Genomic DNA, 26,065 nt, shown 5'->3' with positions numbered 1-26,065 from the left:
GGCGCCCGCCGGACGGCACGCCGCCACGGCGCCCGCCGGCGCCCCCGCCGCGCGGATGGCGCTGCGCGGCCGGACCGAGAAGATGTCGCGGATGCGGCAGACGATCGCCCGCCGCATGGTCGAGTCGCTGCAGGTGTCCGCGCAGCTCACGACCGTGGTCGAGGTGGACATCACCAAGATCGCGCGGCTGCGGGAGCAGGCCAAGGCCGACTTCCAGGCCCGCGAGGGCGTCAAGCTGTCGTTCATGCCGTTCTTCGCGCTGGCGACGGTCGAGGCCCTCAAGGCCCACCCGAAGCTGAACGCGGTCATCAACGGCGAGACCAACGAGGTCACCTACCACGAGGTGGAGAACCTCTCCATCGCCGTCGACGTGCCCGAGCGCGGCCTGATGGTCCCGGTCGTGCACAACGCGGGCCAGCTCAACCTCGGCGGCCTCGCGCAGCGGATCGCCGACATCGCCGAGCGCACCCGCACCAACAAGGTGAGCCCGGACGAGCTGGCCGGCGGCACGTTCACGCTGACCAACACCGGCAGCCGCGGCGCCCTGTTCGACACGCCGATCCTCAACCAGCCGCAGGTCGCCATGCTCGGCACCGGCGCCGTCGTCAAGCGCCCGGCCGTCATCGACGACCCGGAGCTGGGCGAGGTCATCGCGGTCCGGTCGATGGTCTACCTGGCGCTGACCTACGACCACCGCCTGATCGACGGCGCGGACGCGGCCCGCTTCCTCGCCACGGTCAAGCACCGCCTGGAGGAGGGCAACTTCGAGGCCGACCTCGGCCTCTGACCCCTCCCGCACGTCCACCGGACCCCGCCGCGCCCGCAGCGCCGGCGGGGTCCGGCGCGTCCGGGGAAACGCGGGACCCGCCCGGGAGTGTCGGCGTCCGGCGGCGCCGTCCCTCTACGCTGGGGGTATGAGGGTCACCGTCACGGGCTCGTCGGGCCTCATCGGCTCGGCGCTGGTGCAGTCGCTTCGCGAGGACGGCCACGACGTCGTCCGGCTGGTGCGCCGGGAGCCGTCCCGCCCCGACGAGGCGCGCTGGTCGCCGGCCGACGGCTGCGTCGACAAGGAGTCGCTGGAGGGCGCCGACGCCGTCGTGCACCTGGCGGGCGCCGGGGTCGGCGACCGGCCGTGGACGAAGGCGTACAAGCAGAAGATCCGCGACAGCCGCCTGGTCGGCACCCGCACGCTCGCCGAGGCGATCGCGGCGGCCTCGCCCCGGCCCCGCGTGCTCGTCTGCGGGTCGGCGATCGGCTACTACGGCGACACCGGCGACCGCGAGGCCGACGAGGACTCCCCCGCCGGAGAGGGCTTCCTCGCCGACGTCGTCCGCGACTGGGAGGCCGCGGCCGCGCCCGCGCGCGAGGCCGGGGTCCGGGTCGTGCACCCGCGGACGGGCGTCGTGCTGGCCCGCGAGGGCGGCGTCCTCGGGCGCACCCTCCCGCTGTTCAGGTTCGGCCTCGGCGGCGACCTCGGCGACGGCCGGCAGTGGACGAGCTGGATCTCCCTCCCCGACGAGGTCGCGGCGCTGCGGTTCCTCATCGACACCGAGATCGCCGGACCGGTCAACCTCACCGCCCCGAACCCGGTCACCAACGACGCCTACACCAAGGCGGTCGGCCGCGCCCTGCACCGGCCGGCGCGGCTGCCGGTCCCGAAGTTCGCGCTGCGCGCCGCCCTCGGCGGCTTCGCCGACGAGGGGCCGCTGGTCAGCCAGCGGGTCCTGCCGCGCCGGCTGCTGGAGGCCGGTTTCCGGTTCGCGCACGAGGACGTCGACGCGGCGGTCGCCGCCGTCCTGTGAGTCCCAAGAATCGTCAAAGTCCCGCCCGATCCCGTTCGGTAGTCATACGGTGACAATCAGACGGACGGCCTACGAGGGGGATGCATGAGCACCGACGGACAGCCGCACATCCTCGCGATCGGCGGGGGCACCTTCGTGCCCGACGGCCGGGAGGGCCTGGCCCCGAGCCCGCTGCTGCGCTACGCGTTCGACCTGACCGGCCAGGACCGCCCCCGGGTGTGCTTCCTGACGACGGCCGTCGGCGACGGCGCCGAGTACATCGCGCGCTCCTACGCCGCGTTCTCCTCGATGGACGCCGAGGTCAGCCATCTCGCGCTGTTCCCGATGCCGAACGTCGCGGACGTCCGGGCGCACCTGCTCGCCCAGGACCTGCTGTACGTGTCGGGCGGCAGCGTCGCGAACCTGCTGGCGCTGTGGCGGCTGCACGGCCTCGACGAGATCATGCGCGAGGCGTGGCAGGAGGGCGTCGTGCTGTCCGGGCAGAGCGCGGGCGCGCTGTGCTGGCACGCCGGCGGCAACACCGACTCGTTCGGGCCGCAGCTGCGCCCCCTCACCGACGGCCTCGGCTTCCTGCCGTACTCGTGCGGCGTCCACTACGACAGCGACCCGCAGCGGCGGCCGCTGCTCCAGCAGCTCGTCGGCGAGGGGACCCTGCCGGGCGGGTACGCGGCCGACGAGGCGGTCGGCCTGCACTACGTCGGCACCGAGTTCGTTCAGGCCGTCTCCTACCGCCGGGAGGCGGGCGCCTACAGGATCGAGCCTGACGGCCCGGGCACGGCCAAGGAGTACCGGCTGGAGCCCCGGCTGCTCGCCGCCTTCTGAGGAGCGGTCCGGGCGATCACGGCATAAGCTGGCCCGTGTGAGCGATGTGGACGTACGCGAGCTGGTGGTCGTGCACGCGGGGTTCGGCGAGGCGGCCGTCCCCTACGAGGACGGGTGGGAGCTGCAGAAGCGCACCCACGCGCTGCGGGTGGACGACGCGATCCCCGACACCGTCCTGCTGCTGGAGCACCGGCCCGTCTACACGGCGGGCAAGCGGACGGAGGCGCTCGACCGGCCGTTCGGCGACCCCGGCGCCCCGGTCGTCGACGTCGACCGCGGCGGGAAGATCACCTGGCACGGTCCGGGGCAGCTCACCGGCTACCCGATCGTCCGGCTGCCCGACCCGGTGGACGTCGTCGGCTACGTGCGGCTCCTGGAGCGGATGATGATGGACGTCTGCGCCGACCTCGGGCTGGAGACGGAGACGGTGGAGGGGCGCAGCGGGCTGTGGGTCCGCGGGACCCCCGACCGCAAGATCGGCTCGATCGGGATCCGGGTGGCGCGCGGCGTCGCGATGCACGGCTTCATGCTCAACTGCGACAACGACATGGGCTGGTTCGACAAGATCGTCGCCTGCGGGATCCGCGACGTCGGGTCGACCAACCTCAGCCGCGAGCTGGGCCGGCAGGTGACGGTCGCCGAGGTCGTCCCGCTGGTCGAACGGCACCTGGCCGGGGCGCTGGGCGCGGCGGAGACGTTCCACCGCACCACGGCGCAGCTCGGGATCCTCGGTCAGGCCATCACCTTGTAGACGGCCTGGCCCTCGGTCGCGGCGAGCCGGAAGAACTCGCCCAGCCCCCCGTAGGCGGGCTGGAAGACCCGCTCCCGGGCCGCGTCGTCGAGCCGCCCGGCGTCCTGGACGCCCGCCCGGACCATCGCGGGCGGGTCGAAGCGTCCCGCGATCGCGGCGAACGGCGTCGCGGCCAGGTGGTCGGCGGCGGGCTTGACCCGCTCGGGGGCGAGATAGATCACGTCCATGCCGAGCTCGTCGGCGCCGTCCTCGGTGAGCAGCCGGCCGCCGCACACGACGTCGGCCTCGGGCTGGCGGCCCTCCCACGGGTCGCCGGTGACGAGGTAGTGCATCGCCTGCCACGCCCAGCCGAGCTCGAACAGCACGGCCGAGCCGCGCCGCCGCCAGTTCGCGTCGCCGAAGACGTGGCGCGCGATCCGGCCGGGGTCGGGCTCTCCCTCCAGCACGGGCGGCACCCTGAGGTACGACATTGCCAGACCCACGGTGGTCCTCCTGCTGAGCTGTTGCGTGACGACAGGGAGTCACCCTAGAGAGATCCATTGGCGGAGATGGCCGAAACACGCGAATCGGCTGCACCGGCGGAGTACCGTCATACGTTCGAGATCGGTCCGATACGGCTTCGATGCTGCTCCCTCCGGCGTGCCGCCGGTGTGCCGGTACCGCTGATCGCGACGTACCCTGGGACCCGTGACGACGGTGACACCTGAGGGACGCAAGCTCCTGCGCGTCGAGGCGCGCAACAGCCAGACCCCGATCGAGCGCAAGCCCGAGTGGATCAAGACCCGGATGAAGATGGGCCCGCAGTACCGCGAGCTCACCGGCCTGGTGAAGTCCGAGGGCCTGCACACGGTGTGCCAGGAGGCCGGCTGCCCCAACATCTTCGAATGCTGGGAGGACCGTGAGGCCACGTTCCTCATCGGCGGCGACCAGTGCACCCGGCGCTGCGACTTCTGCCAGATCGACACCGGCAAGCCCGCCGCGCTGGACCGTGACGAGCCGCGCCGCGTCGCCGAGTCCGTCGCCACGATGGGGCTGAAGTACGCGACCGTCACCGGCGTCGCCCGCGACGACCTGGAGGACGGCGGCGCCTGGCTGTACGCCGAGACCGTCCGGCGGATCCACGCGGCGGTCCCCGGCTGCGGCGTCGAGCTGCTGATCCCCGACTTCAACGCCGTCCCCGAGCAGCTCGCCGAGGTGTTCTCGTCCCGGCCCGAGGTGCTCGCGCACAACGTGGAGACCGTTCCGCGGATCTTCAAGCGGATCCGTCCAGGGTTCCGCTACGAGCGCTCCCTGGAGGTCATCACCCGGGCGCGCGAGGACGGCCTGGTCACCAAGTCGAACCTGATCCTCGGCATGGGCGAGACCCGCGAGGAGGTCTCGCAGGCGCTGCGCGACCTGCACGAGGCCGGCTGCGAGCTCATCACGATCACCCAGTACCTGCGGCCGAGCCCCCGCCACCACCCGGTGGAGCGCTGGGTCAAGCCCGAGGAGTTCGTCGAGCTGGCGGCCGAGGCCGAGGAGATCGGCTTCGCGGGCGTGATGTCCGGGCCGCTGGTGCGCTCCAGCTACCGCGCCGGCCGCCTCTACAAGCAGGCCGTCTCCGCGCGCGGCTGACGACCGGCTGTCGGGACGGCCGTCCGACCGGACTATCCTGGGACGCATGTCGAAAAAGCCCACGGACGGGGCCCAGGAGAGTCCAGGGCGCCTCAAGCAGATCCGCATGGTCGCCCAGGTGCTCCGCCAGGCCGACCCGAAGGCCCTGCCGATCGTGTTCGCCTCCGCGATCGGGGCGCTGGTCGTCGTCATCCTCATCGGGCTGCTCATCGGCCAGCTGTGGTTCTTCATCCCGCTGGGCGTCCTCGCCGCGTTCGCCACCGGCATGATCGTCTTCGGGCAGCTGGCGCAGCGCGCGCAGTACAAGGTGATCGCCGGTCAGCCCGGCGCCGCCGCCGCGATCCTGAAGAACATGCGGGGCAACTGGTCGGTGACCGAGGCGGTCAGCGGCAACCGCAACCTCGACATGGTGCACCGCGCGGTGGGGCGCGCCGGCGTGGTGCTCGTCTCGGAGGGCCCGCGCAGCCGCGTCGGCCCGCTCCTCGGCGCGGAGAAGAAGCGCATCTCCCGCGCGGCCCAGCAGGTGCCGATCTACGACGTGCAGGTCGGCGACGACGAGGGCCAGATCCCGGTCGACAAGCTCCAGCGGCACCTGATGAAGCTGCCCCGCAACCTCACCAAGGGGCAGGTCGCCGAGCTGAACGACCGGCTCCAGGCACTCCCCCGTTCGATGCAGATGCCGAAGGGCCCGATGCCCAGGGGCGCGAAGATGCCGAAGGGCCCGAAGCCCAAACTGCGCTGACGCCCAAAGGAAAAGCGCCCCTTCGGGGGCGCTTTCTCGTTCCCGGCGGTGCGCCGGCGCCGGGCTAGTTGGAGACGACGACCGTGTTGCTCGCCCGGTCGTGCATGCCGCGGTAGTCGCGGTCCCAGATCAGCGCGGGGAGGACCAGGAGCAGCAGCAGCGTCCTCGCGAGGGCCCAGCCGAGGCCGACGGGGCGCCCGTCCAGCCGGGCCACCCGGATGCCGCACAGCCGCTTGCCGATCGTCGTGCCGAGGAACGCGGTGAGCACCCACGCCTGCAGGCCGAAGATGAGCAGCGTCCAGGTGCTGCGCTCGGCGGGGTCCCACCCGAACGAGCGCGCGAGCAGGCTCGCGACCAGCATCGACAGGCCCCAGTCGACGAACAGGGCGAGGAGCCGGCGGCCGTAGGGCGCGACGGAGCCGCTGCCGCTCTCGGGCAGGCCGATCCGCTTCCCGGGCTCGCCGAGGTCGACCCCGGCCGAGCGCGCCCCGCCGAGCCACGTCTGCGTCCACCGCGGCCCGGCCGCCTTACCACCGCTCATGCCCCCACGCTATCCCGTCCTTCCGGAGGTTCGGACGCGGCTCCCACGGGGAGGCCCGATGTGACCCGTAACACAGCGGAAACATACGAGACATGGTCGGGAAACGGCGCGGACATACCGTCGGGGAAGCCGAGAACCGCCCTGAGGAGGCTGGATGTTCAGCAGCGCCGAAGAGGTCCTGAGCTACATCAGGAACGAAGGTGTTCGATTCGTCGACTGCCGGTTCGTGGACCTGCCGGGCAAGATGCAGCACTTCACCTTCCCCGTCGAGAGCTTCGGCGAGAACGTCTTCACCGACGGGCTGATGTTCGACGGGTCGTCGGTCCGCGGCTTCCAGGAGATCCACGAGTCCGACATGCTCCTGCTGCCGGACCCGAGCACCGCCGTCGTGGACCCGTTCCGTCAGCACAAGACGCTGATCCTGAACTTCTTCGTGCACGACCCGCTGACGGGCGAGCCCTACAGCCGCGACCCGCGCAACATCGCGCGCAAGGCCCAGGACTACCTGCGCGGCACCGGCATCGCCGACACCTGCTACTTCGGTCCCGAGGCCGAGTTCTACATCTTCGACGACGTCCGCTTCGAGACGAAGCAGAACGCCGGCTACTACTACCTCGACTCGATCGAGGGCGCCTGGAACACCGGCCGTGAGGAGGCCGGCGGCAACCTCGGCGCCAAGCCCCCGTACAAGGGCGGCTACTTCCCCGTCCCGCCGATGGACCACTACACCGACCTGCGCTCGGAGATGGTGGCCCAGCTCCTGGAGTCGGGCATCCACGTCGAGATGCAGCACCACGAGGTCGGCACCGCCGGCCAGGCCGAGATCGACTTCCGCTTCGACACGCTGCTGAAGACGGCCGACAACCTCATGCTCTACAAGTACATCGTGAAGAACGTCGCGCGCGCCGCAGGCAAGACCGTCACGTTCATGCCGAAGCCGATCTTCGGTGACAACGGGTCGGGCATGCACTGCCACCAGTCCCTCTGGAAGGACGGCTCGCCCCTCTTCTACGACGAGGTCGGCTACGCGGGCCTGTCCGACAACGCCCGCTACTACATCGGCGGCCTCCTCAGGCACGCGCCGTCCCTGCTGGCGTTCAGCAACCCCACGGTGAACAGCTACCACCGCCTCGTCCCCGGCTACGAGGCCCCGGTCAACCTGGTCTACTCCCAGCGCAACCGCTCGGCCTGCATCCGCGTCCCGATCACCGGCTCGAACCCGAAGGCCAAGCGCATCGAGTTCCGCGTGCCGGACCCGGCCTGCAACCCCTACCTGGCCTTCTCCGCCATGCTGATGGCCGGCCTGGACGGTATCAAGAACAAGATCGAGCCCCCGGAGCCGGTCGACAAGGACCTCTACGAGCTGCCGCCCGAGGAGGCCCGCGCCATCCCGCAGGTCCCCGGCAGCCTTCCCGAGGTCCTCGCCGCCCTGGAGACCGACCACGACTACCTGCTGGAAGGCGGCGTCTTCACCCCGGACCTCATCGAGACCTACGTCACGATGAAGAACGAGTTCGAGATCGACCCCATCCGCCTGCGCCCCCACCCCCACGAGTTCGAGCTCTACTACGACATTTAAGAGCACCGCAGGCCAGAGTGGTTTTTCCCTCTGCCGGGCCGTCTGCGGGTCGTCGGCCGTGTCCTTCCCATCGCGGAGGGCGCGGCCGACGGCCTTTCCGGCGGGCGGCACTCAGGCGGCGGCCCGCGCGCACGAAGAAGTGGCCCTTCCCGAAGATCCGGAAAGGGCCACCCCAGCGTGGGACACCGCTTACGCGGCACCCCCGGATGCGTAGACGTCCACGATCGCGGCGAAGTACCGGCCCGTGGAGGCCTGCCTGTCGGACGTGGCCCCGAAGAACCCGTCCCTGAACCTGACCTGGAGCGTGGCGCCACGGCCGAGTCGCCAGGTGAGGCGCCGACGCGCCTCACGAAGCGCCTCGCGCTCCAGTTGCTTCTTGCTGTTCCCCCAGATCGTGTCGTGGAGGGTCAGCACGTGGTCGCCTGCGGGCTCGTCGGCCTGCGCGGCACTGCCCAGGATCACCTCGACGTCCACCGAACGGGCGTAGAAGCGGTCCGTGGTCTCGATGTAGTACGGCGTGCTCTCCACGCCGTCCACACCGTCCCTGAACACCACGCGGTACATGGCGTCAGGACCGAAGAACTGGCGCGCCCTGTGGAGCACCCTCCGCTCCATCTGCCGCATGCTGTTGCCGGAGACCTCCCCCGCGCGGAACGTCGTGCACGGCTGCTCGTCGAACTGCGGGGGTCCGCTGAGGACCGCCTCGACCTCCACGTACATGGAGAAGAAGCGGTCCTTGGTGCCCAGGCGTTCGGGCGTCGTGCACACGTCCCTGAACGTGACGCGGAGCTCGGCGTCAGGACCGAAGAACTGACGGCCTTCGTGCCGCGCCCTGCGCTCCATCTCCCCGATGCTGTTCCCCGTGATCACGTCCACGAGGGTGAGCACGCACCTGCGCGTCCCCGCAGCGGACTGCGGGAACGACGCGATGTCGAACTCCCCGAGGTAGGGGTTGTGCGTCGCGTCCGGGCCTTCGGGCGCCTGCTCCACGCGGCTGGCCACCACACGGAGCTCGGCGTCAGGGCCGAACAGCTCGAGCGCCCGTACCAACGCCCCACGCTCCATGTTCCCCATGGCGTTTCCGGTGAGACGGACCTTCGTCGCACAGTCGACGTGCTCGTCGGCCTGCGGTGACGTGGCGCTCAGGACCGCCGCGACGGAGATCAGGGAGGTGCGGCCAGGGGGGTTGATCCTGCTGCTGACGACGTTGAGCACGGCGTCAGAGCCGAAGCAGTCACGCGCCTCGGCAAGGGCCACGGCCGACATCGCCTCGGGGCGGACCCCGTTGAGCCAGGCAGTGAAGATGACCGTCTTGCCGGTTGCGCTCTCGACTCGCGAGGGCTGCTGCATGATCGTCACGGATTTCTCCCGACAGTTGGGGGACGTCAGACGTCCCTTTGAGTTGTGGGGTCCGAGGACCCGGCTGGTGTTGCTCTAGGAACCGTCCGGCTACGCCGTGGCTTCGCAATCAGCCCGCCTGGGGCGCGCGAACTTATCGCAACCAGTTGGTTGTGATATCGTCAATGGCAACCAGTCAGTTGCTATAGGGGGTGCCGTGGCCGTCCCGGATCGCATCGAGCGGACGCTCGAACTCGCCCACCCGCCCGCGCGGGTGTGGGCGGCGTTGACCACCGCCGAAGGGCTCGGCGGCTGGTTCGGCTCCCACGCGGAGGTCGACGACCTGCGGCCCGGTGGCGAGATCCGGGTGCGGTGGGACGACCAGGGCGAACACACCCTCTGGATCCAGGTCGTCGAGCCGCCCCGCCGGTTCGCCTTCACGTGGGCGATCGAAGGGCTGCCGGCGGACGATCCGCGGCGCACCTACGTGGAGTTCACGTTGGAGCCGACCGGCACGGGCACCCGGGTGACGGTCGTGGAGAGCGGCTTCGCCCAGCTGCCGGACCACCTGGCCGGCGCCTACGAGAGCAACACCAACGGGTGGCGGATGGAGCTGGCCGAGCTGACCGGATACCTCGATGCCGCACCCTGACCAGCCCGAACTCGTCGCCCAGGCGGTCTTCAGCGCGCTCGCCGACCCGACCCGGCGCGGCATCCTCGCCGAGCTCGCCGCGCACGGCCCGGCGACCGCGACCGACCTGGCCGCCCGGCTCCCCATCTCGCGCCAGGCGATCGCCAAGCACCTCGACCTGCTGGCCGATGCGGGACTGGTCCGGGCGGAGCCCGGGGAGCGGCGACGGATCCGCTACCGGTTGCAGACCGGGCCGGTGGCCGTGGCCCAGTCGTTCCTCGCCGCGCTGGCACGCGACTGGGACGGCCGCCTGAGCGCACTACGCGACCATCTCGAACACAACGAGGGGAACGAAGCATGAGTCCGACATTCCGCGGCGGCCACAACATCGCCATGAAGCTGCCCAAGGCACAGTTCGAGCGCACCGTCGCCTTCTACCGCGACGTGCTGGGCATGGAGGTCACCGACGAGAGCAGCGGAGGCGTCGTGGACCAGTGCGCCTCGGTGCAGCTCGGCCCGGTGAAGCTGTGGTTCGATCGCGTCGACAACTACGCGCGGGCCGACCTGTGGCTTGAGCTGTTCACCGATGACGTCGACGGCGCTGCCAGGCACCTGGCCGCGCACGGTGTCGCCGTCCAGGACGAGCTTGAGCCGTTCCCCGCCGGCATGGACGCCCACTGGATCAGCAACCCGGTCGGCATCCCGCACATCGTCCGCCTCGCCGACGAGGACCAGTGATCTCGTGCGCGTCGACCGGCAACGTTCGTCGATGAGTCGATGAACGCCTTTTTCTGTGCTCGACTCGTGGACAATACTTCGTTAGACGATATATCGTCTCCCGTATGGTCAAACGAACCACGATGAGCGAGCCCACGTACTTCGTGCTTGCCGCCCTCCTGGACGGGCCCGTGCACGGATACGGGATCATCAAGAGGGCGCAGGAGCAGTCGGGCGGGCGGATCCGGCTGGCCGTGGGCACCCTCTACGGGGCTCTGGACCGGCTGGCGAGCGACGGGCTGATCGTCGTCGACCGCGAGGAAACCGTCCAGGGCCGTCCGCGTCGCTACTACCGGCTGACTGAAGACGGGCGCCTGGCAGTGACCCGCGAGGCTCTGCGGTTGGAGCAGGCCGCCCGCGTCGTCACGGGTCGCACCTCCCTGATGCCGGGGGAGGTCGGAGCATGAGCACGGCATTCACCGAAGGGTGGTATCGGCTATTCCTGCGAGCGTTCCCGCGAGGTCATCGCAGGGAGTACGGCGCTGAGATCATCGGCACGTTGCTGACCGGCACCTCACGCCGCGCTCCCTCGCTGCGGGAGACGGCCGGGCTCCTCGCTGCGGGCTTCGTCGCGCGTGCCCGCACGACCACCGCCGCGCCCTGGTGGGCCGACGGGCTGCAACTCGGCCTGCTGATGCTGGCGCTGGCGAATCTGGCCTACGGCATCGCCGACCATTCGTCCCCCTGGTGGCTGGTCGCCTCGGCAGCGCTGGTAGGGGCGTTGCTGCGCGGCTGGGCACTGGTGGCCCTACCACTCGCCCTGGCCGTGGCGCTCTCGACCGGCCGGGCCATGCTGCTGGGGACTCAGGCCACCTTCTCGCCGTCACAGATCCTCGGACCGGCGAACCACAACTGGGTCTCACTGGCCCCCTACGGCGTCCTGGCGGTCGGGGCCGTTGCACTCGCGGCCGGCCGGTGGGCCCGCCCGCGGCGTCTGCGTCTGCGCGCGCGGCCGTTGTGGTGGCTGGTGATCCCCGCGGCCTCGTTCGCGCTCACCTACATGCCGGGGAGCCGAGAGTACGGCGAGACCTGGCAACTGGTCAGGGCGGGCACGGAGGGCATCCTCCTGCTCTCCGGGATGCTGGCCACCGCGATCGCCCGCAGCCCACGCTGGGCACTGGCGGCCGCCATCTACGTCCTGCCCGGCGTGGCCTCCCCGCTGACCCACCCGCCGTCGAACCCGCAAGGCACCGCCTACTGGTTGACTCTCACCGGGCTCCTGCTGGCCATGGTCACGACGGCATGGCGACCCCAGCCCATCCCCGAACGTCGCCATCCCCAATAGCCGAACCGCGCAACGCAGAGCCACGCCGCCGACCGGGCGTGAGCGCCGTATCATGCGCGAGCCAGCAGCCCGACGAGCGCGACCTCCGCGCCGGTGATGTCGTCGGCCTGGGCGAGCGGGTCGCCCCAGTGCGTCCAGAACCAGTCGCGGTCGTCGTCCTTCGGCCGGGGCTCACACGTGATCCGCACGGCGCGGGGCGTGCCGCCGCCCGTGGTCGTGACGGTGACCTCAGGGGCGCCGATGTCGACCTTGTAGCCGCGCACGCCCATGCGCCGGGCGAGCGTCGCCAGCTGCGGGTGGAGCTCCAGGCCCAGGAGTCGCGTGATCTTCAGGGCGACCTCGTCCACGGCGGAGAAGGAGCCGAGGTCGTTGCCGGAGTCCCAGATGAACCGCCCCCTGCCGGCGCCGACCGACCGGGCGGTCCCCGTCCGCGTCCTCGTCAGAAGGCCGCCGCCGTGCTGGACGACCTTGGCGCCGCGTTCCTCAAGCGCCGCGCCCAGCGCCAGAAGGGCGCGCTCGCAGTCGGCCTCGTCCTCCTCGGACAACAGCCCCCAGAGCCCGTCGCAGGTACCGGCGACGAGGACGAGCGACTTGTCGTCGCCGCCCTCCCGGACCGCGCGGTAAGGGAGGGACGGCATGTCGCTGTACTCGATCGTCCAGCCGGGGAACTCTGCTCGTAACGCGGCAAGGCGGCCCTCGTGATCCTCGACGCTTGGTGATTCTGAGTGACTCATGCGTCACACAATGGAGCCGCCTCACTTACGCAGTGTTCCAAGTTGGAACCGTGGCGAGGTTGCGGCACAGGGCCCGGCGGATCAGGTGGTCATGCGTGCGTGGATGCGGCGCAACGGCTCCGGGAGGGTGCGGCGCGCGTCGACCAGATGGGACACCACCGACCGCGCGGTCGGATGGAACGTGATCATCTGGGGGGCGATCCGGTCCGCGAACGCGATGCGCCTCTCGGCTCTGGCGAGGTCGCCGACCTCGGTCATGACGCGGGACATGTCGATCTCATGGTGCGCGCGGCGTTCCGGGGGCAGCCCCGCGAGCGTCTCGTCGCCGATGCGCTGGTCCCGGCGGGCCGCCTCGTCCATGTCGCCGAGCTCGACCGCGACCGCCGCCCCGTGGATCGCCACGTTCGCCGCCGTGAACTCCAGCCCGTGAACGGGCACGCCGCACCCGCCGCGCCTGACACGCTCGGCCGCGCGCCCGAAGTACTCCCACGCCTGCGCGCCGTTCCCACCACGAGCGGCGCGCGCGGCCACTATCGCGGACCGCAACTCGATCGCCCCCGCGACCTCGCCCGCGTCCGGCCGATCCTGCCGGACACCCGCCGCAGCCCGGTCGAGCAGCGTCAGAGCGGGCCGGTACTGGTCCATGCTCATCATGAGGAGCGCACGCGCCATCATGACCAGGTGAGGCAAGTTCGGGTCGCCGGACCGGCGGGCCGCCTCTGAGCCGCGTTCGAGTAGCGCCAACGCATCCCCGGTGTAACCGAGTCTGCGTGTGAGGCTGACAGCGTGGCCGAATCCGCGGCTCAGTAACAGCCACGCCCGGGGGTCCCCGGTCTCGTGCGCCCAGTAGGTGAGTTCTTCGATCACCGCGGGTAGGCGTCCCGCGAGTTTGGTCAGCTGTGCCTTGTGGATCTGCCTCCCCGAGGTCGCGATCTCGGCCGCGAGCACGTCCAGTGCGCGGGGCGGCCCGGCAAGCTCGGGACCGACGTCAACATAGGCGAGCGTGCGGCGAAATTCAGGGATGACGGAGTGGACGGCGTAATCGTGACCGTAGACGCGGTAGGGCTGCCCGTAGAGTTCGGAGGGGTCGACGCCGAGCGCGGCGGCCGCAGCCGACACGAACGCCGGTGTTGCCACCTTTTTCCCGGTCTCCACCTGGGCGATGTGGCTGCGGCTGTAGACCGACAGCTGCGCCAGCCCCGTCTGCGTCAGGCCGCGTCTCTTGCGTGCCCTGGCCAGGCGCGTTCCGACAGTGTCGAGAGTTTCGTCGGACATTGGGCCCTGCCCTTCTCCCGGAAGCCTCGCGGCTTCCCAGGCTAGGCGCGGGGCCTTCGCGTGTCTTGAGAGGCGGCAAGGCCGCGTCCCGCGCTGCGGCGGAACGGGCGGCGCGAGGTGTACGAGAGGCGGCCCGGGGGCCGCCTCTCGTAGCTCAGGTGATCAGAAGATCAGCCGATCATCCCCACGAGAGGGGGTGCGGCGGCTCCTCCGGGACCACCGTGCCGTTCGCGACGGCCTCGTCGAGCTCCGCGATCTTCTCGCGCTGGTAGGCCTGCTCACCGGCCGCGTACGACCGGTTGTGGGTCTGAGCAGGCTGCTCCTCGGGCTTCTGCCCGGAAGTGTTGGCGGTCATCTGTGTTGCGCTCCTTCGGTGAAATGGGACCGAAAATGCAATGACAGCCCGGCTGAGCCGGGTCGCCGGAGACCGTCCGGTGAAGCGGGTGGCCCGCAACCTGCTTTCCGAGTGACCGGGCCGGGGTGTCGGTGGGGCGGCCTACGGTGGGGGGTCGTGAGAGGTCGGCTTGCGCCGGGGCGGCCGGGGCACCGGGGCGCGGCTGGCATCATGTGGGCCGAGCGCGCGGGTTGGGAGTCGGGATGGCGCATGAGGCCAAGGACGTCCTGAGGGGCGGGTACTCGCTGCTGGAGGCCGCGCGGGACCTGGTCGCCGACCATCGGCGGGCGCTGGCCGACGTGCACGCGGCGCTGGCGCCGCTGCGGGCCGAGGCGGCGCGCGAGCAGCTGACGACGATCCCGCTGGCCCGGTTGAAGGACGTCAGCGACGGGCGGCTCCGGCTCGGGCCCCTGGAGGAGGCCGGGTTCACCAGCGTCGTCGACGTGCTGGACTCGACCCCGTACAAGCTCCAGCTCCTGCCCGGGGTCGGGCCCCAGACGGCGCAGCAGCTCCACGCGGCGGCCGGGAGCCTCGCGGAGGCGGCGGAGAGCTCGGTCACGGTGCGGATCGACGTCGACCGGCGCGACGAGGCGATGACGCCCGCGGTCGTCGCGCTGCACCGGCTGGTGAACGCGGGGCCGGAGCTGCCGCGGGCACGCGCGGTCGCCGAGGAGGTCGACGAGCGCATCGGGCCGCTGGTGCAGGACGCGCGGCCCGCCGGGTCGTGGTGGCGCAGGCTCCTCACTCCGCCGGCGCGGCGCGAGCGGGCGCGGGAGGCGGTCGGCGAGCTCGCGGACGCGCTCGCCGCCGAGGAGGAGCGCGGCGCCCGGCTGCTGATGTCCCAGGCGTCGGTGGACCTGCTGCGCCCGCACGTGTCGCCGGACGAGGCGTGGATCGACTTCGAGCTGCGGGCGGCCGACTACCAGACCCTCCTGGCCGAGCTCGCGGCGTCGGACCCGGAGCGGGAGGCCGCCGAGGGGTTCCTGCCGGGCGACCTCGCGGCGCGGGTCAAGGCGCAGCCGCTCGACGACGAGTTCCGCCGGGTGTCGCTGCGCGGGTACCAAGCGTTCGGGGCGCGGTTCGCGCTCGTCCAGAAGCGGGTGATCCTGGGCGACGAGATGGGGCTCGGGAAGACGGTCCAGGCGATCGCCGCGATGGCGCATCTGCGGGCGCGGGGCGCGACGCACTTCCTGGTGGCGTGCCCGGCGAGCGTGCTGATCAACTGGGTCCGGGAGATCGAGACCCGCAGCGCGATCGCCGCGCACCCGCTGCACGGGTCCGGGCGCGCGGGGGCGCTGCGCAAGTGGGCCGGCGACGGCGGCATCGCCGTGACGACGCTCGCCACGCTGCACTCCCTGAACGTCCCGGAGGACGTGGAGATCGGCATGTTCGTGGTGGACGAGGCCCACTACGCCAAGAACCACGAGACGCGCCGCGCCCGCGCCGTGGCGCAGTGGTGCCGCAGGACCGAGCACGTGCTGTTCCTCACCGGGACGCCGATGGAGAACCGGGTCGAGGAGTTCCGCAGCCTCGTCGCCCACCTGCGGCCCGACGTGGCCGAGCGGGTCCGCCCGCACGACGCGGCGATGGGGGCGCGGGCGTTCCGGTCGGCCGTCGCGCCAATGTACCTGCGGCGCAACCAGCGGGACGTGCTCGTCGAGCTGCCCGAGGTCGTGCACGTCGACGAGCTGGAGGAGTTCAGCCGCGCGGACGCGGCCGCCTACCGCAAGGCCGTGGCGGCGGGGAACTTCATGGCGATGCGCCGGGCGGCCTACGCCGTGCCGAAGCGGTCGGCGAAGCTCGACCGGCTGAAGGAGCTGGTGGACGAGGCCGCCGAGAACGACCTGAAGGTCGTGGTGTTCTCCTACTTCCGGGACGTGCTGGCCGCCGTCGGGGAGGCGCTCGGCCCGCGGAGCCGCGGGCCGATCTCGGGCGAGACGCCGGCGGCGCGGCGGCAGGAGATCGTGGACGCGTTCACCGCCGAGCCGGGGCACGCCGTGCTGCTCGCGCAGATCCAGGCCGGCGGGGTCGGGCTGAACCTCCAGGCGGCGTCGGTGGTGATCCTCTGCGAGCCGCAGGTGAAGCCGACCATGGAGACGCAGGCGATCGCGCGGGCGCACCGGATGGGGCAGGTGCGGACCGTCCAGGTGCACCGGCTGCTGACGCCCCGCAGCGTGGACGAGCGGATGCTGGAGATCCTGCACGTCAAGACCATGCTCTTCGACGAGTACGCGCGGCGCAGCGACCTGGCGGAGCAGACGCCCGACGCGGTCGACATCTCCGAGCGCGACCTCGCCCGGCAGATCGTGGCGCAGGAGCAGGAGAGGCTCGGGACGTAGGGAAGAACGCGGGAGGCGTCCGCGTTCATGCGGGCGAGACCAGCCGAACTAAGGGGATTTCATGGCGGACGTCAGGGTGGAGCGCACCGAGGACGGCTTCCGGGCCGTCAACGGCCGGGGCGCGGCGGTCGCGATCGGCGACGGGGACACCGAGGGCGCCTTCACGCCGGTCGAGCTGCTGCTGGCGGCGCTCGGCGGCTGCGAGCTGGTCACCGTCGAGCCGCTGACGGCCAAGCGGGGGCACCGGATGGCGCGGCTCGCCGCGACCGTCCAGGCCGACAAGGTCGCGACGAGCACGCTCGGCACGATCACGGTCACCTACGACGTCGAGCTGCCCGAAGGGGACGGCGAGGCCGAGGACGTCCTGAAGGCCGTGGCCGCGCGCGTCCACGAGAAGTACTGCACCGTCGGCACCGCGCTGCGGGAGCCGATGAAGGTCGATCAGGTGGTGTAGCGGGTCCGCCCTTCAGTAGCGCAGGCCGTGCCCGTAGGGGTACAGGCCCTTGATCGTGACCGGCAGGCGCCCGCCCGGCTGCGCGCCGAAGACGACGCGGGCGGCGGCCCTGTGCATCGTCAGGTCGACGCGCCGGGTCCGCGCGGTCGTCCCGTAGGTCGCCAGGTAGGCGCGGACGGACGGGTACGAGGCGATGTCGTACGGCAGGCCGGTCGCCACGGCCGCGACGGGCCGGCCCGTGGCCCGCAGCGCCCGGACGAGCCGCGCCTGCCCTTCCGGCAGCGTCCCCGAGGAGTAGGTGGCGACGAGGATCCGGTCGGCGGCGCGGGCCCGGCGGACCGCCTCGGCGATCTCGGCGTCGGTGGGGTCGGTGGTCGCGGCCTGCCAGCTCGTCACGGGGCCGCGGGCGACCGCGGCCACCTCGTTCGCGAACTCCCCGGTCTGCACCACGCCCGCGACCAGTGTCCGCGCGTTCGAGGCGGGATCGAACGGGAGCACTCCGTCCTCGTTGCGCACCAGCGTCGTGGCGGCGACGCCCATCGCCAGGGCCCGCCGCAGGAAGGCGGGGTTGCCGGAGATCCGCTCGGCGGCCGCGGGGTCGGCGTAGCGGTGGTCGAACACGCGGTACCGGCACTTCAGTCCGAGGACGCGGCGGACGGACGCGTCGACCCGCGCCCGGCTCAGCGTCCCGTCGCGCAGGGCGTCGCGCAGGGCGTCCACGGCCTGCGCGTGGGCCGCGTAGTCGCCGGTCGACATGACGACGTCGGCGCCCGCCCGGACCGCCATCACGGTGGCCTCGCGGGTGCCCCAGTTCCTGTCGATCGCGTCCATGTCCATGGCGTCGGTGACGATGACGCCGCCGAACCCCATGTCCCGCCGCAGCAGGCCGGTCAGCACCTTCTCCGACAGCGTCGCGGGCAGGTCGGGGTCGACGGCCTTCACCACCACGTGCGCCGTCATGATCGCGTCGGCGCCGGCCGCGACGGCGCGGCGGAACGGGGGCAGGTGGACGCGGTCGAGCGTCGCGCGGTCGTAGGTCACCGACGGCAGGCCGAGGTGGCTGTCGGTCTCGGTGTCCCCGTGGCCCGGGAAGTGCTTCGGCGTCGCGATCATCCCGGCCCGCCGGTAGGCGCGGACCTGCGTCTCGACGAGCCCGCCGACCAGGTCGGCGCGCTCCCCGAAGGACCGGACGCCGATGATCGGGTTGGCGGGGTTGGTGTTGACGTCGGCGACGGGCGCGTAGTTCCAGTGGAAGCCCATCGCGCGGGCCTCGGCGGCCGTGACGGCCGCCGCGTCGCGGGCCTGCGCCGGGTCGCGGGCGGCGCCGAGCCCCATGGCGTTCGGCAGCGGGGTGGTGCCCTCGCGGACGTTGTGGGTCGTCCCGAACTCGAAGTCGCCGGAGACGAGCAGCGGCAGGCGGGACGGGGTGTCCCGCGCCCAGCGCTGGAGCCGGTCGGCGTAGCGGGCGGCGATGCCCGGCGTGCGCGGCTCGGAGGTGATGACCGAGCCGATCTTCAGGTCCTGGACGGCGCGGCGGGTCCGCTCGGACGGCATGCCGTCCGGGCCGTCCTCGGTGACCGCCATGACCAGCTGGCCGATCTTCTCGGCGTCGGTCATCCGGGCGAGGATCGCGCCGGGGTCGCAGCCGCGCCCCGGCGGCGCCTGCGCGCGGGCCCGGGCGGGCGGGGCGAGCGCGAGCCCGAGCGCCGCGATCGTGATGACGGACGTGATGGTCCGGCCGCCGTTCATCCGGCCTCCCTCGATAGGCGTCGCGGTCTAGACCAGTCCGAACCGGCGACCGGTTCAAGGGGCAGATGTTGACGAGATCGGCGCGGGTGGGCGGGCCCGCCTTCCGCTAACCGCAGGTGGCGCCCGCGGCGGGGACCGCGCCGTCCAGGAGGTAGGCGTGCACGGCCTCGCGGACGCAGGGGTCGCCGGTGTCGTAGGAGCCGTGCCCCTCTCCCCTGAGCGTGAGGAGGGTGGCCCGGCCGCCGAGCGCCTCCGTCAGCGCGGACGCCCACGCGTACGGGGTGGCGGGGTCTCCGGTGTTGCCGACGACGAGGATCGGCTCGGCGGACGGGGCGGACACCTCGCGGGCGGCGGGGTCGCCCTGCACCGGCCAGCCCGTGCACTGCAGCAGGCCCCACGCCAGCGACGCCCCGAAGATCGGCGAGGCCTCGCGGAACCGCGGCAGCAGCCGCCGCACGTCGCTAGCGGTGGGCCGGTCGGCGCCGTCGGCGCAGGTGATGGCGGTGTTGGCGGCGGAGAGGTTGCTGTAGGTGCCGTCCCCCCGCCGCCCGTTCTGGGCGTCGGCGAGCATCAGCAGCAGCGACCCGTCGCGGCGCTTCACCGCGTCGACCAGGCCCTGCGCCAGGTACGGCCAGGCGTCCCGGGAGTAGAGCGCGGCGGCGACGCCGGTCGTGCCGAGGCTCTGGGTGAGCCCGCGCCCGGACTGCGTGCGGAGCGGGCGCCGGTCGAGCCCCGCCAGGAACCGGCCGACGGACGCCACGACGGACGGGCCGTCGGTCCCAAGGGGGCATGCCTTCTTTCCGAGCCGCGCACAGGCGGCGCCGAAGCCGCCGAGGGCGCGCTGGAACGCGGCCGCCTGCTGGAGGGCCAGGTCCGCGCTGCCGAGCCTGGTGTCGACGGCCCCGTCGAGGACGGCCCGCCCCACCCTGGCGGGGAACTGGTGCGCGTAGTTGCCGCCGAGCCAGGTGCCGTAGGAGATGCCGAAGTAGTGCAGCCGCTCGTCGCCGACGGCGGCGCGGACCAGGTCGAGGTCGCGGGCGGCGTCGGCGGTGCCGACGTGCGGCAGCAGCCGCCCCGACCGCGCCTCGCACCGGCGCACGTAGTCGGCGCGGCCGGCCGCGTACGCCCGCTCCTCGGCGGCGGTGTCGGGGCTGTCGTCCAGGGCGGCGAGAGCGTCCATGCGGCGGTCGTCCACGCAGGTCACCGGGCTGCTGCGGCCGACGCCGCGCGGGTCGAGGCCGATCAGGTCGTAGCGGGCGCGCAGGTCGGCGTACTGGTCCGCGGCCTGCGCGAGCGTCTCGACGCCCTCCCCGCCGGGGCCGCCGAAGTTGAACACCAGCGAGCCGATGCGCCGGCGCGGGTCGGTCGCCGGCACCTTGATCAGCGCGAGTTCGATCTTCTCGCCGGACGGCCGGGCATGGTCGAGCGGCACCGGGAGCGCCGCGCACCGGAGCCCGCGGGGCGGCTTGCTCTTGGGCGGCGGGGACGGCAGCCCGGTGCAGCGTCCCCACGACAGCCGGGGGACGGCTCCCGCCGGGGCGGGGGTCGCCGCGCCCGGGGCGTCGCCCGCCGCGGGCGCGGTGGCGGTGGCGGACGCCGCACGGGCTCCACCGGGTGACGAGCGCGCGACGCCCGTCCCTCCCGAGAGGGAGAGGAGCGTTAAGGCGGCCAGAGTCGCGGCGCCCGCCGGCACCACGCCAGTGATCCCCCGGTACCTGGCCATTCGTCCCTCCGATCGCATCGCCTGAAGCGATCGGGACCTACCCATGGCCCTCTATGCTGACTCCTGATCAACCCATCGGGCTCCGCCAGGGGGGCCGGCGGCGCGGGGATACCCCCGCTGTCCCCGAGGCCCTCCCCCGAAAGTCCGGATACCGCATCAGGGTCGTACTACTCAGGTCTGAGATGAAGACCATTCGTCGCGGTGATCTCATTCAGGAACCCGACGGCAAAGATAGGTAGCATGGCTCAATCCGCCCCCCCAGCGGCCCGCAGAAGCGAGGCCGGCGCCACCGGAATCCGGCGCCGGGTCACCGCGCCCCCCGTATGGCGCGAACTGCTGCTGGTCGTCCTGTTCTACACCGGCTATACGCTGACGCGGATCGTCCTGGTTCAGGACGGCACCGGGCCGGCGTTCGCGCACGCCGACGAGATCCTGCGCGCCGAACGCTTCTTGGGGCTGGACGTCGAGCTGCACCTCAACCAGACGCTGCTGACCGTGCCGTGGCTGGCGCGGACCGCGAACGTCTTCTACGCCACGATGCACTTCATCGTGACGCTCGCCATCGTCGTGTGGCTGTACCGCTACCGGCCGCAGCACTACCGGTGGCTCCGCACGTCCATCATGGTCGCCACGGGTGTGGCGCTGATCGGCTTCTGGCTGTACCCGCTGGCGCCGCCGAGGTTCCTGCACAGCGAGGGCTTCGTCGACCCGGTGACCGCGCTGCACTCGCTCGGCCTGTACGCCAGCGACGCGTCCGGAAGCCTGACCAACCAGTACGCGGCCATGCCGTCCATGCACGCCGGATGGTCGCTGTGGTGCGGGCTGGTGCTGGTCAGGCTGGCGTCGCAGAACTGGGCCAAGCTGCTCGGCGTGCTCTACCCCGCGACCACCGTGATCGTGATCCTGTCCACCGCCAACCACTACGTGCTGGACGCGGTGGCGGGCATGGCGCTCATCGGCGGCGCGCTGTGGGTCTCGTGGATCCTCTACACGCGCTGCCCCGCGCCCCTCCTCCTCGCCCGGGCCCGCGTGATGCACCGGTTCCACCAGCGGTCCGGCCGGCGGACGGAAGGCTCCGGGGTTCACTCGGCTCCGTAGAACACCCGGTCCACGACGGTGCGGGCGCGGCGGGCGTGCCTGCGGTAGTCCTCCAGGAGGTCGCCCGTCCCGGGGTAGCCGAGGACGCGGGCGACGGAGCTGCGCTCGCGGTGGTGCTCGGTCGGCAGCAGGTCGGACGCGCGGCCCCGCACCAGCATGAGCGCCCCCCGGACCCGGGTGGCCATGCACCACGCCTCGGCCAGGATCTCGGCGTCCTCGGCGTCCAGGAGACGGGCCTTGACCGCGGCGTCCAGCGCGTCCAGCGTCCGGGTGGTGCGCAGCGCCGGGACCTCGTGGGCGTACCGGAGCTGGAGCAGCTGCGCGACCCACTCCACGTCCGCCAGCCCGCCCGGCCCGAGCTTGGTGTGCAGGCGCCGCTCGACGCCGCGCGGGAGCCGTTCGGACTCCATCCGCGCCTTCAGCCGCCGGATCTGCCGGACGGCGTCCTCGCCGATGCCGTCCTCCGGCCAGCGGACGGGATCGATCAGCGCGCGGAACCGCTCGCACAGCCCCGGATCGCCGATCATCGGGTCGGCGCGCAGCAGCGCCTGCGCCTCCCAGGGCTCCGACCAGCGCGCGTAGTAGGCGGCGTAGGACGCGAGCGTGCGCACGAGCGGCCCCTGCCGCCCCTCGGGGCGCAGGTTCGGGTCGATCACCAGCGGCGGGTCGGGGGCGGGCAGGGCGAGGAGGCGGCGCAGCTCCTCGGCGACGGCGTGCGCGGCCCGCCCGGCGGCGCGCTCGTCCGCGCCGGGCAGCGGGTCGTGGACGAACATCACGTCGGCGTCGCTGCCGTAGCCGAGCTCGTGCCCGCCGAACCGGCCCATCGCGACGACCGCCATCCGGGTCGGCAGCGGCCCGCGCGACTCCATCTCGATCTTGTTGACGGCGACCTGGAGCGCGGCCTCGACGGTGACGGCGGAGATGCCGGTGAGGGTCTCCCCCACCTCCCGGACGTCCACGAGGCCGAGCAGGTCGGCGACGGCCACGCGGAACAGCTCGCGGCGCCGCAGCGCCCGCACCACGCCGGCCGCCTCCTCGGCGGGGCGGTCGCCGCCCCCCTCCCTGTGGCGGCGGACGGCGGCGAGCGCCTCCGTGCGCAGCGCCTCCTGCGGGCGCGGGGCCAGGCCCGTGTCGCTGCCCAGCAGGGCCACCGCCTCGGGGGCGCGCAGCAGCAGGTCGGTGGCGTAGCGGCTGGAGCCGAGCACCCACGCCATCCGCTCGGCGACGGTCACCTCGTCGCGCAGCAGCCGCAGGTACCAGGGCGTGGTCCCGAGGGCGTCGCTGACCTGCCGGAACCCGAGCAGGCCCGCGTCGGGGTCGGGCGCGTCGGCGAACCAGCCGAGCATGACCGGCAGCAGCGTCCGCTGGATCGCGGCCCGCCGCGACACGCCCGCCGTCAGCGCCTCGATGTGCCGCAGCGCGCCCGCCGGGTCGGCGTACCCGAGCGCCTCCAGCCGGACCCGGGCCGCCTCCGGGGTGAGCCGGGCCTCCTCCCCGGGCAGCCGCGCGACGGCCCGCAGCAGCGGCCGGTAGAACAGCTTCTCGTGGATGCGGCGGACCTCCCGGGCGTGTCGCCGCCACAGCGCGGTGAACTCCCCCACCGGGTCGGTGCGCAGGCCGAGGGCGCGGCCGAGGCGGCGCAGGCCGGCCTCGTCGTCCGGGACGAGGTGGGTGCGGCGCAGCCGGTGCAGCTGGACGAGGTGCTCCACGCGCCGCAGGAACCGGTACGCCGACGCCAGCGCCGCCGCGTCGTCGCGCGCGACGTAGCCGCCCCGGGACAGGTCGGCCAGGGCGTCCAGCGTCGTCGGGCTGCGGAGCGTCTCGTCGGCGCGGCCGTGGACGAGCTGGAGCAGCTGGACCGCGAACTCGACGTCGCGCAGCCCGCCCGGCCCGAGCTTGAGCTGCCGCTCGGAGTCGGCGGTGCGCTGGTTCAGGTCGGCCTCGACGCGGCGCCGCATGTCCTGGACGTCCTCGACGAAGCCCTCGCCCTCGCCCGCCTTCCACACGATCGGGGTGATCGTGTCGAGGTAGCGGGCGCCGAGGTCGGCGTCGCCCGCGACGGGACGGGCCTTCAGCAGCGCCTGGAACTCCCACGTCTTGGCCCACCGCTCGTAGTAGGCGCGGTGGCTGGCGAGCGTCCGCACCAGCGGCCCGGACCGGCCCTCGGGGCGCAGCGCCGCGTCCACCTCCCACAGCGCGCCCTCCTCGGTCGTGGCCGAGCAGGCCCGCATCATCGCCGACGCCAGCCGGGTGGCGGTGCGCAGCGCGGCGTCCTCGTCCTGCCCGTCCCGCGCTTCCGCCACGAAGACCACGTCGACGTCGCTGACGTAGTTGAGCTCGCGGCCCCCGCACTTGCCCATGCCGATCACGGCGAGCCGGCACGCCTCGTGCCCGGGGACCTCGGCGCGGGCGACGGCGAGGCCGGCCTCCAGCGCGGCGGCGGCGAGGTCGGCCAGTTCGGCGGCGACCTCCGCGACGTCCGCCGCGCCGATCAGGTCGCGTCCCGCCAGCGCCAGGAGGCGGCGACGGTAGGCGACGCGGAGCGCGACGAGCGCGTCCTCGCCGAGGGCCACCGGCTCCGGCGCCGCCGGATCGGCGCCCACGGCGGCCAGCAGGTCGGCGCGGGGGCTTCCGAGCGGGCCCGCGACGCCGTCGCGCAGCACGCGCCAGTGGTCAGGGTGCCGCGCCAGGTGGTCGCCGAGCGCCGCGCTCACCCCGAGCACCGCGGTCAGCCGCTCCCGCGTCCCCGGCTCGGCGGCCAGCACCGCGCGCAGCTCGCCGTCGGCGGCGGGCAGCAGGCGCAGCAGACCGTCCAGGGCGAGGTCGGGGTCGGCGGTGCCGCCGAGGGCGTCGAGCAGGGCGTCGCCGGGCCCCGCGCCGTCCCGCTCGGCCTCCGCGAGCAGCCGCTCCGCCCGCACCGCGTGGGTGAACCCGAGCCGCGCCAGGCGTCCGGCGAGCGAGGGACGGCGGTCGGAAGTCCAGGACTCGGTCACAGGACCAACCGTAATCCGGAGCGGGCCTCAGAGGACGGCCAGGAGCCGCTTCCGCTCGAATTCGGTCACCTGGCGGCGGTAGTCCTCCCACTCCTGGCGCTTGTTGCGCAGGAAGAAGTCGAAGACGTGCTCGCCGAGGACGTCGGCCATCAGCTCGCTGCGCTCCATCGCGCGGATGGCCTCGTCCAGGTTCTGCGGCAGCGGCTCGATGCCGAGGGCGCGCCGCTCGGCCACGGTGAGGGCCCAGACGTCGTCCTCGGCGCCCGGCGGCAGCTCGTAGCCCTCCTCGATCCCCTTGAGCCCGGCGCCGAGGATCGCCGCGAACGCCAGGTAGGGGTTGGCGGCGGTGTCCAGCGACCGGAACTCGATGCGGGTCGAGTGGCCCTTGTGCGGCTTGTACATGGGGACGCGGACCAGCGCGGACCGGTTGTTGTGCCCCCAGCAGATGTAGGACGGGGCCTCTCCGCCCAGGCCCGCCGCGGAGCCGACGTTGCCCCACAGCCGCTTGTAGGAGTTGACCCACTGGTTGCACACCGCGGTGATCTCCGCGGAGTGCCGCAGCAGCCCGGCGATGAACGCCCGCCCCGCCTTGGACAGCTTGTACTCCGCGCCCGGCTCGTAGAAGGCGTTGCGGTCGCCCTCGAACAGCGACATGTGGGTGTGCATGCCCGAGCCGGGGTGCTCGGTGAACGGCTTCGGCATGAAGGAGGCGTGCACGCCCTGCTCCAGCGCGACCTCCTTCATGACCAGCCGGAACGTCATGATGTTGTCGGCGGTGGTGAGCGCGTCGGCGTACCGGAGGTCGATCTCCTGCTGGCCGGGGGCGCCCTCGTGGTGGCTGTACTCCACCGAGATCCCCATCGCCTCCAGCATGGTGATGGCGTTGCGCCGGAAGTCGTGCGCGGCGCTGTGCGGGGTGTGGTCGAAGTAGCCGCCCGCGTCGGCCGGCTCGGGCTCGCGGCCGTCCTCCGGCTTGTCGTTGAAGAGGAAGAACTCGATCTCGGGGTGGGTGTAGAAGGTGAACCCGAGGTCGGCGGCCCGCGCCAGGGAGCGCTTGAGGACGTAGCGGGGGTCGGCGAAGCTCGGCGCCCCGTCCGGCATGAGGATGTCGCAGAACATGCGGCCGACGCCCGGGGACTCCGACCGCCAGGGCAGCACCTGGAAGGTGGACGGGTCCGGTTTGGCGATCATGTCGGCCTCGTACACCCGGGCGAAGCCCTCGATCGCCGAGCCGTCGAAGCCGATGCCCTCGCCGAAGGCGCCCTCCAGTTCGGCGGGGGCGACGGCCACCGACTTCAGGAACCCGAGCACGTCGGTGAACCACAGCCGGATGAAGCGGATGTCGCGCTCCTCAAGCGTGCGGAGCACGAACTCCTGCTGACGGTCCAATGCCCTCTCCCTCGGTACTGCCCTGTCGGCGAGAC

Annotated in this window: 25 protein-coding genes; 15 read left to right on the top strand and 10 right to left on the bottom strand. The window is 72.6% G+C overall.

The features are described 5' to 3' along the window. From ABD944_RS10225 to lipB, 4 genes are all read left to right on the top strand, one after another. The coding region (locus ABD944_RS10225; RefSeq protein ID WP_345174739.1) for a 2-oxo acid dehydrogenase subunit E2 at window positions 1-787 on the top strand (787 nt) is incomplete at its 5' end. Window positions 788-914: 127 nt separating this feature from the next. Further along, entirely contained in the window at window positions 915-1,802 is an 888-nt protein-coding gene (locus ABD944_RS10220; protein ID WP_345174737.1) for a TIGR01777 family oxidoreductase, read from the top strand. A gap of 84 nt (window positions 1,803-1,886) precedes the next feature. Next, complete coding sequence (locus ABD944_RS10215) at window positions 1,887-2,624, top strand: Type 1 glutamine amidotransferase-like domain-containing protein (protein ID WP_345174735.1); 738 nt, start codon at window positions 1,887-1,889, stop codon at window positions 2,622-2,624. Between the two features lie 37 nt (window positions 2,625-2,661). Next, a complete protein-coding gene (gene lipB / locus ABD944_RS10210) occupies window positions 2,662-3,375 on the top strand; it encodes a lipoyl(octanoyl) transferase LipB (protein ID WP_345174733.1) in 714 nt (237 codons plus the stop codon). Here the strand turns inward: lipB and ABD944_RS10205 are convergent. Next, window positions 3,357-3,857 (bottom strand): DUF1877 family protein, encoded by a 501-nt coding sequence (locus ABD944_RS10205; protein ID WP_345174730.1) that lies wholly within the window; start codon window positions 3,855-3,857, stop codon window positions 3,357-3,359. The genes lipB and ABD944_RS10205 overlap by 19 nt on opposite strands. A gap of 205 nt (window positions 3,858-4,062) precedes the next feature. On the opposite strand from ABD944_RS10205, the gene lipA reads away from it, so the two are divergent. Both lipA and ABD944_RS10195 read left to right on the top strand, forming a co-directional pair. Further along, the gene (gene lipA / locus ABD944_RS10200) at window positions 4,063-4,989 is read left to right on the top strand and encodes a lipoyl synthase (RefSeq protein WP_345174728.1); all 927 of its coding nucleotides are present in this window, start codon (window positions 4,063-4,065) and stop codon (window positions 4,987-4,989) included. Between the two features lie 46 nt (window positions 4,990-5,035). Then, complete coding sequence (locus ABD944_RS10195; RefSeq protein WP_345174726.1) at window positions 5,036-5,731, top strand: DUF4191 domain-containing protein; 696 nt, start codon at window positions 5,036-5,038, stop codon at window positions 5,729-5,731. Window positions 5,732-5,795: 64 nt separating this feature from the next. Here ABD944_RS10195 and ABD944_RS10190 read toward each other — a convergent pair whose 3' ends face one another. Further along, a complete protein-coding gene (locus ABD944_RS10190; RefSeq protein ID WP_345174724.1) occupies window positions 5,796-6,272 on the bottom strand; it encodes an RDD family protein in 477 nt (158 codons plus the stop codon). A 154-nt stretch (window positions 6,273-6,426) separates the two neighbouring features. On the opposite strand from ABD944_RS10190, the gene glnA (ABD944_RS10185) reads away from it, so the two are divergent. Continuing rightward, window positions 6,427-7,851, top strand: a complete 1,425-nt coding sequence (glnA, locus tag ABD944_RS10185) for a type I glutamate--ammonia ligase (RefSeq protein WP_345174721.1) — start codon at window positions 6,427-6,429, stop codon at window positions 7,849-7,851. A 189-nt stretch (window positions 7,852-8,040) separates the two neighbouring features. Here glnA (ABD944_RS10185) and ABD944_RS10180 read toward each other — a convergent pair whose 3' ends face one another. After that, window positions 8,041-9,210: a hypothetical protein gene (locus ABD944_RS10180; RefSeq protein ID WP_345174719.1), complete on the bottom strand. Its 1,170-nt coding sequence runs from the start codon at window positions 9,208-9,210 to the stop codon at window positions 8,041-8,043. Between the two features lie 196 nt (window positions 9,211-9,406). Between ABD944_RS10180 and ABD944_RS10175 the strand changes: the two genes are divergently transcribed. The 5 genes from ABD944_RS10175 to ABD944_RS10155 all read left to right on the top strand — a co-directional run bounded on the left by ABD944_RS10175 (window position 9,407) and on the right by ABD944_RS10155 (window position 11,882). Beyond that, complete coding sequence (locus ABD944_RS10175) at window positions 9,407-9,841, top strand: SRPBCC domain-containing protein (protein WP_345174717.1); 435 nt, start codon at window positions 9,407-9,409, stop codon at window positions 9,839-9,841. Then, window positions 9,828-10,181, top strand: a complete 354-nt coding sequence (locus ABD944_RS10170) for an ArsR/SmtB family transcription factor (protein WP_345174715.1) — start codon at window positions 9,828-9,830, stop codon at window positions 10,179-10,181. Before ABD944_RS10175 ends, ABD944_RS10170 begins: the two co-directional genes overlap by 14 nt. Continuing rightward, window positions 10,178-10,558 (top strand): VOC family protein, encoded by a 381-nt coding sequence (locus ABD944_RS10165; RefSeq protein WP_345174713.1) that lies wholly within the window; start codon window positions 10,178-10,180, stop codon window positions 10,556-10,558. Before ABD944_RS10170 ends, ABD944_RS10165 begins: the two co-directional genes overlap by 4 nt. Window positions 10,559-10,662: 104 nt before the next feature. Continuing rightward, window positions 10,663-11,004, top strand: a complete 342-nt coding sequence (locus ABD944_RS10160; RefSeq protein ID WP_345174710.1) for a PadR family transcriptional regulator — start codon at window positions 10,663-10,665, stop codon at window positions 11,002-11,004. Continuing rightward, on the top strand, window positions 11,001-11,882 hold the full coding sequence (locus ABD944_RS10155; protein WP_345174708.1) for a hypothetical protein: 882 nt from the start codon (window positions 11,001-11,003) through the stop codon (window positions 11,880-11,882). The genes ABD944_RS10160 and ABD944_RS10155 overlap by 4 nt, the downstream gene beginning before the upstream one ends. 50 nt (window positions 11,883-11,932) lie before the next feature. Here the strand turns inward: ABD944_RS10155 and ABD944_RS10150 are convergent, their stop codons facing one another. From ABD944_RS10150 to ABD944_RS10140, 3 genes are all read right to left on the bottom strand, one after another. Further along, entirely contained in the window at window positions 11,933-12,616 is a 684-nt protein-coding gene (locus ABD944_RS10150; RefSeq protein ID WP_345174706.1) for a hypothetical protein, read from the bottom strand. 81 nt (window positions 12,617-12,697) lie between these two features. Further along, window positions 12,698-13,891 (bottom strand): helix-turn-helix domain-containing protein, encoded by a 1,194-nt coding sequence (locus ABD944_RS10145; protein WP_345174704.1) that lies wholly within the window; start codon window positions 13,889-13,891, stop codon window positions 12,698-12,700. Between the two features lie 178 nt (window positions 13,892-14,069). Then, entirely contained in the window at window positions 14,070-14,246 is a 177-nt protein-coding gene (locus ABD944_RS10140) for a hypothetical protein (protein ID WP_345174702.1), read from the bottom strand. Window positions 14,247-14,488: 242 nt separating this feature from the next. On the opposite strand from ABD944_RS10140, the gene ABD944_RS10135 reads away from it, so the two are divergent. Together ABD944_RS10135 and ABD944_RS10130 are read left to right on the top strand one after the other, a co-directional pair. Then, a complete protein-coding gene (locus ABD944_RS10135) occupies window positions 14,489-16,624 on the top strand; it encodes a DEAD/DEAH box helicase (RefSeq protein ID WP_345174700.1) in 2,136 nt (711 codons plus the stop codon). 61 nt (window positions 16,625-16,685) lie between these two features. Next, window positions 16,686-17,078, top strand: a complete 393-nt coding sequence (locus ABD944_RS10130) for an OsmC family protein (RefSeq protein ID WP_345174698.1) — start codon at window positions 16,686-16,688, stop codon at window positions 17,076-17,078. Window positions 17,079-17,090: 12 nt separating this feature from the next. Here the strand turns inward: ABD944_RS10130 and ABD944_RS10125 are convergent, their stop codons facing one another. Further along, window positions 17,091-18,827 (bottom strand): glycoside hydrolase family 3 protein, encoded by a 1,737-nt coding sequence (locus ABD944_RS10125; RefSeq protein WP_345174697.1) that lies wholly within the window; start codon window positions 18,825-18,827, stop codon window positions 17,091-17,093. A 106-nt stretch (window positions 18,828-18,933) separates the two neighbouring features. Continuing rightward, complete coding sequence (locus ABD944_RS10120; protein WP_345174695.1) at window positions 18,934-20,550, bottom strand: alpha/beta hydrolase; 1,617 nt, start codon at window positions 20,548-20,550, stop codon at window positions 18,934-18,936. A gap of 240 nt (window positions 20,551-20,790) precedes the next feature. Between ABD944_RS10120 and ABD944_RS10115 the strand changes: the two genes are divergently transcribed. Continuing rightward, entirely contained in the window at window positions 20,791-21,648 is an 858-nt protein-coding gene (locus ABD944_RS10115; RefSeq protein ID WP_345174693.1) for a phosphatase PAP2 family protein, read from the top strand. Here the strand turns inward: ABD944_RS10115 and ABD944_RS10110 are convergent. Together ABD944_RS10110 and glnA (ABD944_RS10105) are read right to left on the bottom strand one after the other, a co-directional pair. Further along, window positions 21,633-24,641 carry a bifunctional [glutamine synthetase] adenylyltransferase/[glutamine synthetase]-adenylyl-L-tyrosine phosphorylase gene (locus ABD944_RS10110; RefSeq protein ID WP_345174691.1) on the bottom strand — a complete coding sequence of 1,003 codons (3,009 nt, stop codon included), beginning with the start codon at window positions 24,639-24,641 and terminating at the stop codon, window positions 21,633-21,635. The two genes, ABD944_RS10115 and ABD944_RS10110, sit on opposite strands and share 16 nt — an antisense overlap. A gap of 27 nt (window positions 24,642-24,668) precedes the next feature. Further along, a complete protein-coding gene (gene glnA / locus ABD944_RS10105; RefSeq protein ID WP_345174689.1) occupies window positions 24,669-26,030 on the bottom strand; it encodes a type I glutamate--ammonia ligase in 1,362 nt (453 codons plus the stop codon). Between the last annotated feature and the right edge of the window lie 35 nt (window positions 26,031-26,065).

The organism is Actinomadura verrucosospora (genome assembly GCF_039540335.1).
Taxonomy (GTDB): Bacteria; Actinomycetota; Actinomycetes; order Streptosporangiales; family Streptosporangiaceae; genus Spirillospora; species Spirillospora verrucosospora.
This window is presented reverse-complemented; position numbering and strand designations above follow the sequence as displayed.

Coding starts and splice junctions, on each gene's coding strand:
- ABD944_RS10160 (WP_345174710.1), top strand. CDS start 10,663: ATGGTCAAACGAACCACGATGAGCGAGCCCACGTACTTCGTGCTTGCC.
- ABD944_RS10170 (WP_345174715.1), top strand. CDS start 9,828: ATGCCGCACCCTGACCAGCCCGAACTCGTCGCCCAGGCGGTCTTCAGC.
- ABD944_RS10195 (WP_345174726.1), top strand. CDS start 5,036: ATGTCGAAAAAGCCCACGGACGGGGCCCAGGAGAGTCCAGGGCGCCTC.
- ABD944_RS10150 (WP_345174706.1), bottom strand. CDS start 12,616: ATGAGTCACTCAGAATCACCAAGCGTCGAGGATCACGAGGGCCGCCTT.
- ABD944_RS10130 (WP_345174698.1), top strand. CDS start 16,686: ATGGCGGACGTCAGGGTGGAGCGCACCGAGGACGGCTTCCGGGCCGTC.
- ABD944_RS10140 (WP_345174702.1), bottom strand. CDS start 14,246: ATGACCGCCAACACTTCCGGGCAGAAGCCCGAGGAGCAGCCTGCTCAG.
- ABD944_RS10115 (WP_345174693.1), top strand. CDS start 20,791: ATGGCTCAATCCGCCCCCCCAGCGGCCCGCAGAAGCGAGGCCGGCGCC.
- ABD944_RS10135 (WP_345174700.1), top strand. CDS start 14,489: ATGGCGCATGAGGCCAAGGACGTCCTGAGGGGCGGGTACTCGCTGCTG.
- ABD944_RS10145 (WP_345174704.1), bottom strand. CDS start 13,891: ATGTCCGACGAAACTCTCGACACTGTCGGAACGCGCCTGGCCAGGGCA.
- ABD944_RS10190 (WP_345174724.1), bottom strand. CDS start 6,272: ATGAGCGGTGGTAAGGCGGCCGGGCCGCGGTGGACGCAGACGTGGCTC.
- ABD944_RS10120 (WP_345174695.1), bottom strand. CDS start 20,550: ATGGCCAGGTACCGGGGGATCACTGGCGTGGTGCCGGCGGGCGCCGCG.
- ABD944_RS10215 (WP_345174735.1), top strand. CDS start 1,887: ATGAGCACCGACGGACAGCCGCACATCCTCGCGATCGGCGGGGGCACC.
- ABD944_RS10125 (WP_345174697.1), bottom strand. CDS start 18,827: ATGAACGGCGGCCGGACCATCACGTCCGTCATCACGATCGCGGCGCTC.
- ABD944_RS10155 (WP_345174708.1), top strand. CDS start 11,001: ATGAGCACGGCATTCACCGAAGGGTGGTATCGGCTATTCCTGCGAGCG.
- glnA (WP_345174721.1), top strand. CDS start 6,427: ATGTTCAGCAGCGCCGAAGAGGTCCTGAGCTACATCAGGAACGAAGGT.
- ABD944_RS10220 (WP_345174737.1), top strand. CDS start 915: ATGAGGGTCACCGTCACGGGCTCGTCGGGCCTCATCGGCTCGGCGCTG.
- ABD944_RS10165 (WP_345174713.1), top strand. CDS start 10,178: ATGAGTCCGACATTCCGCGGCGGCCACAACATCGCCATGAAGCTGCCC.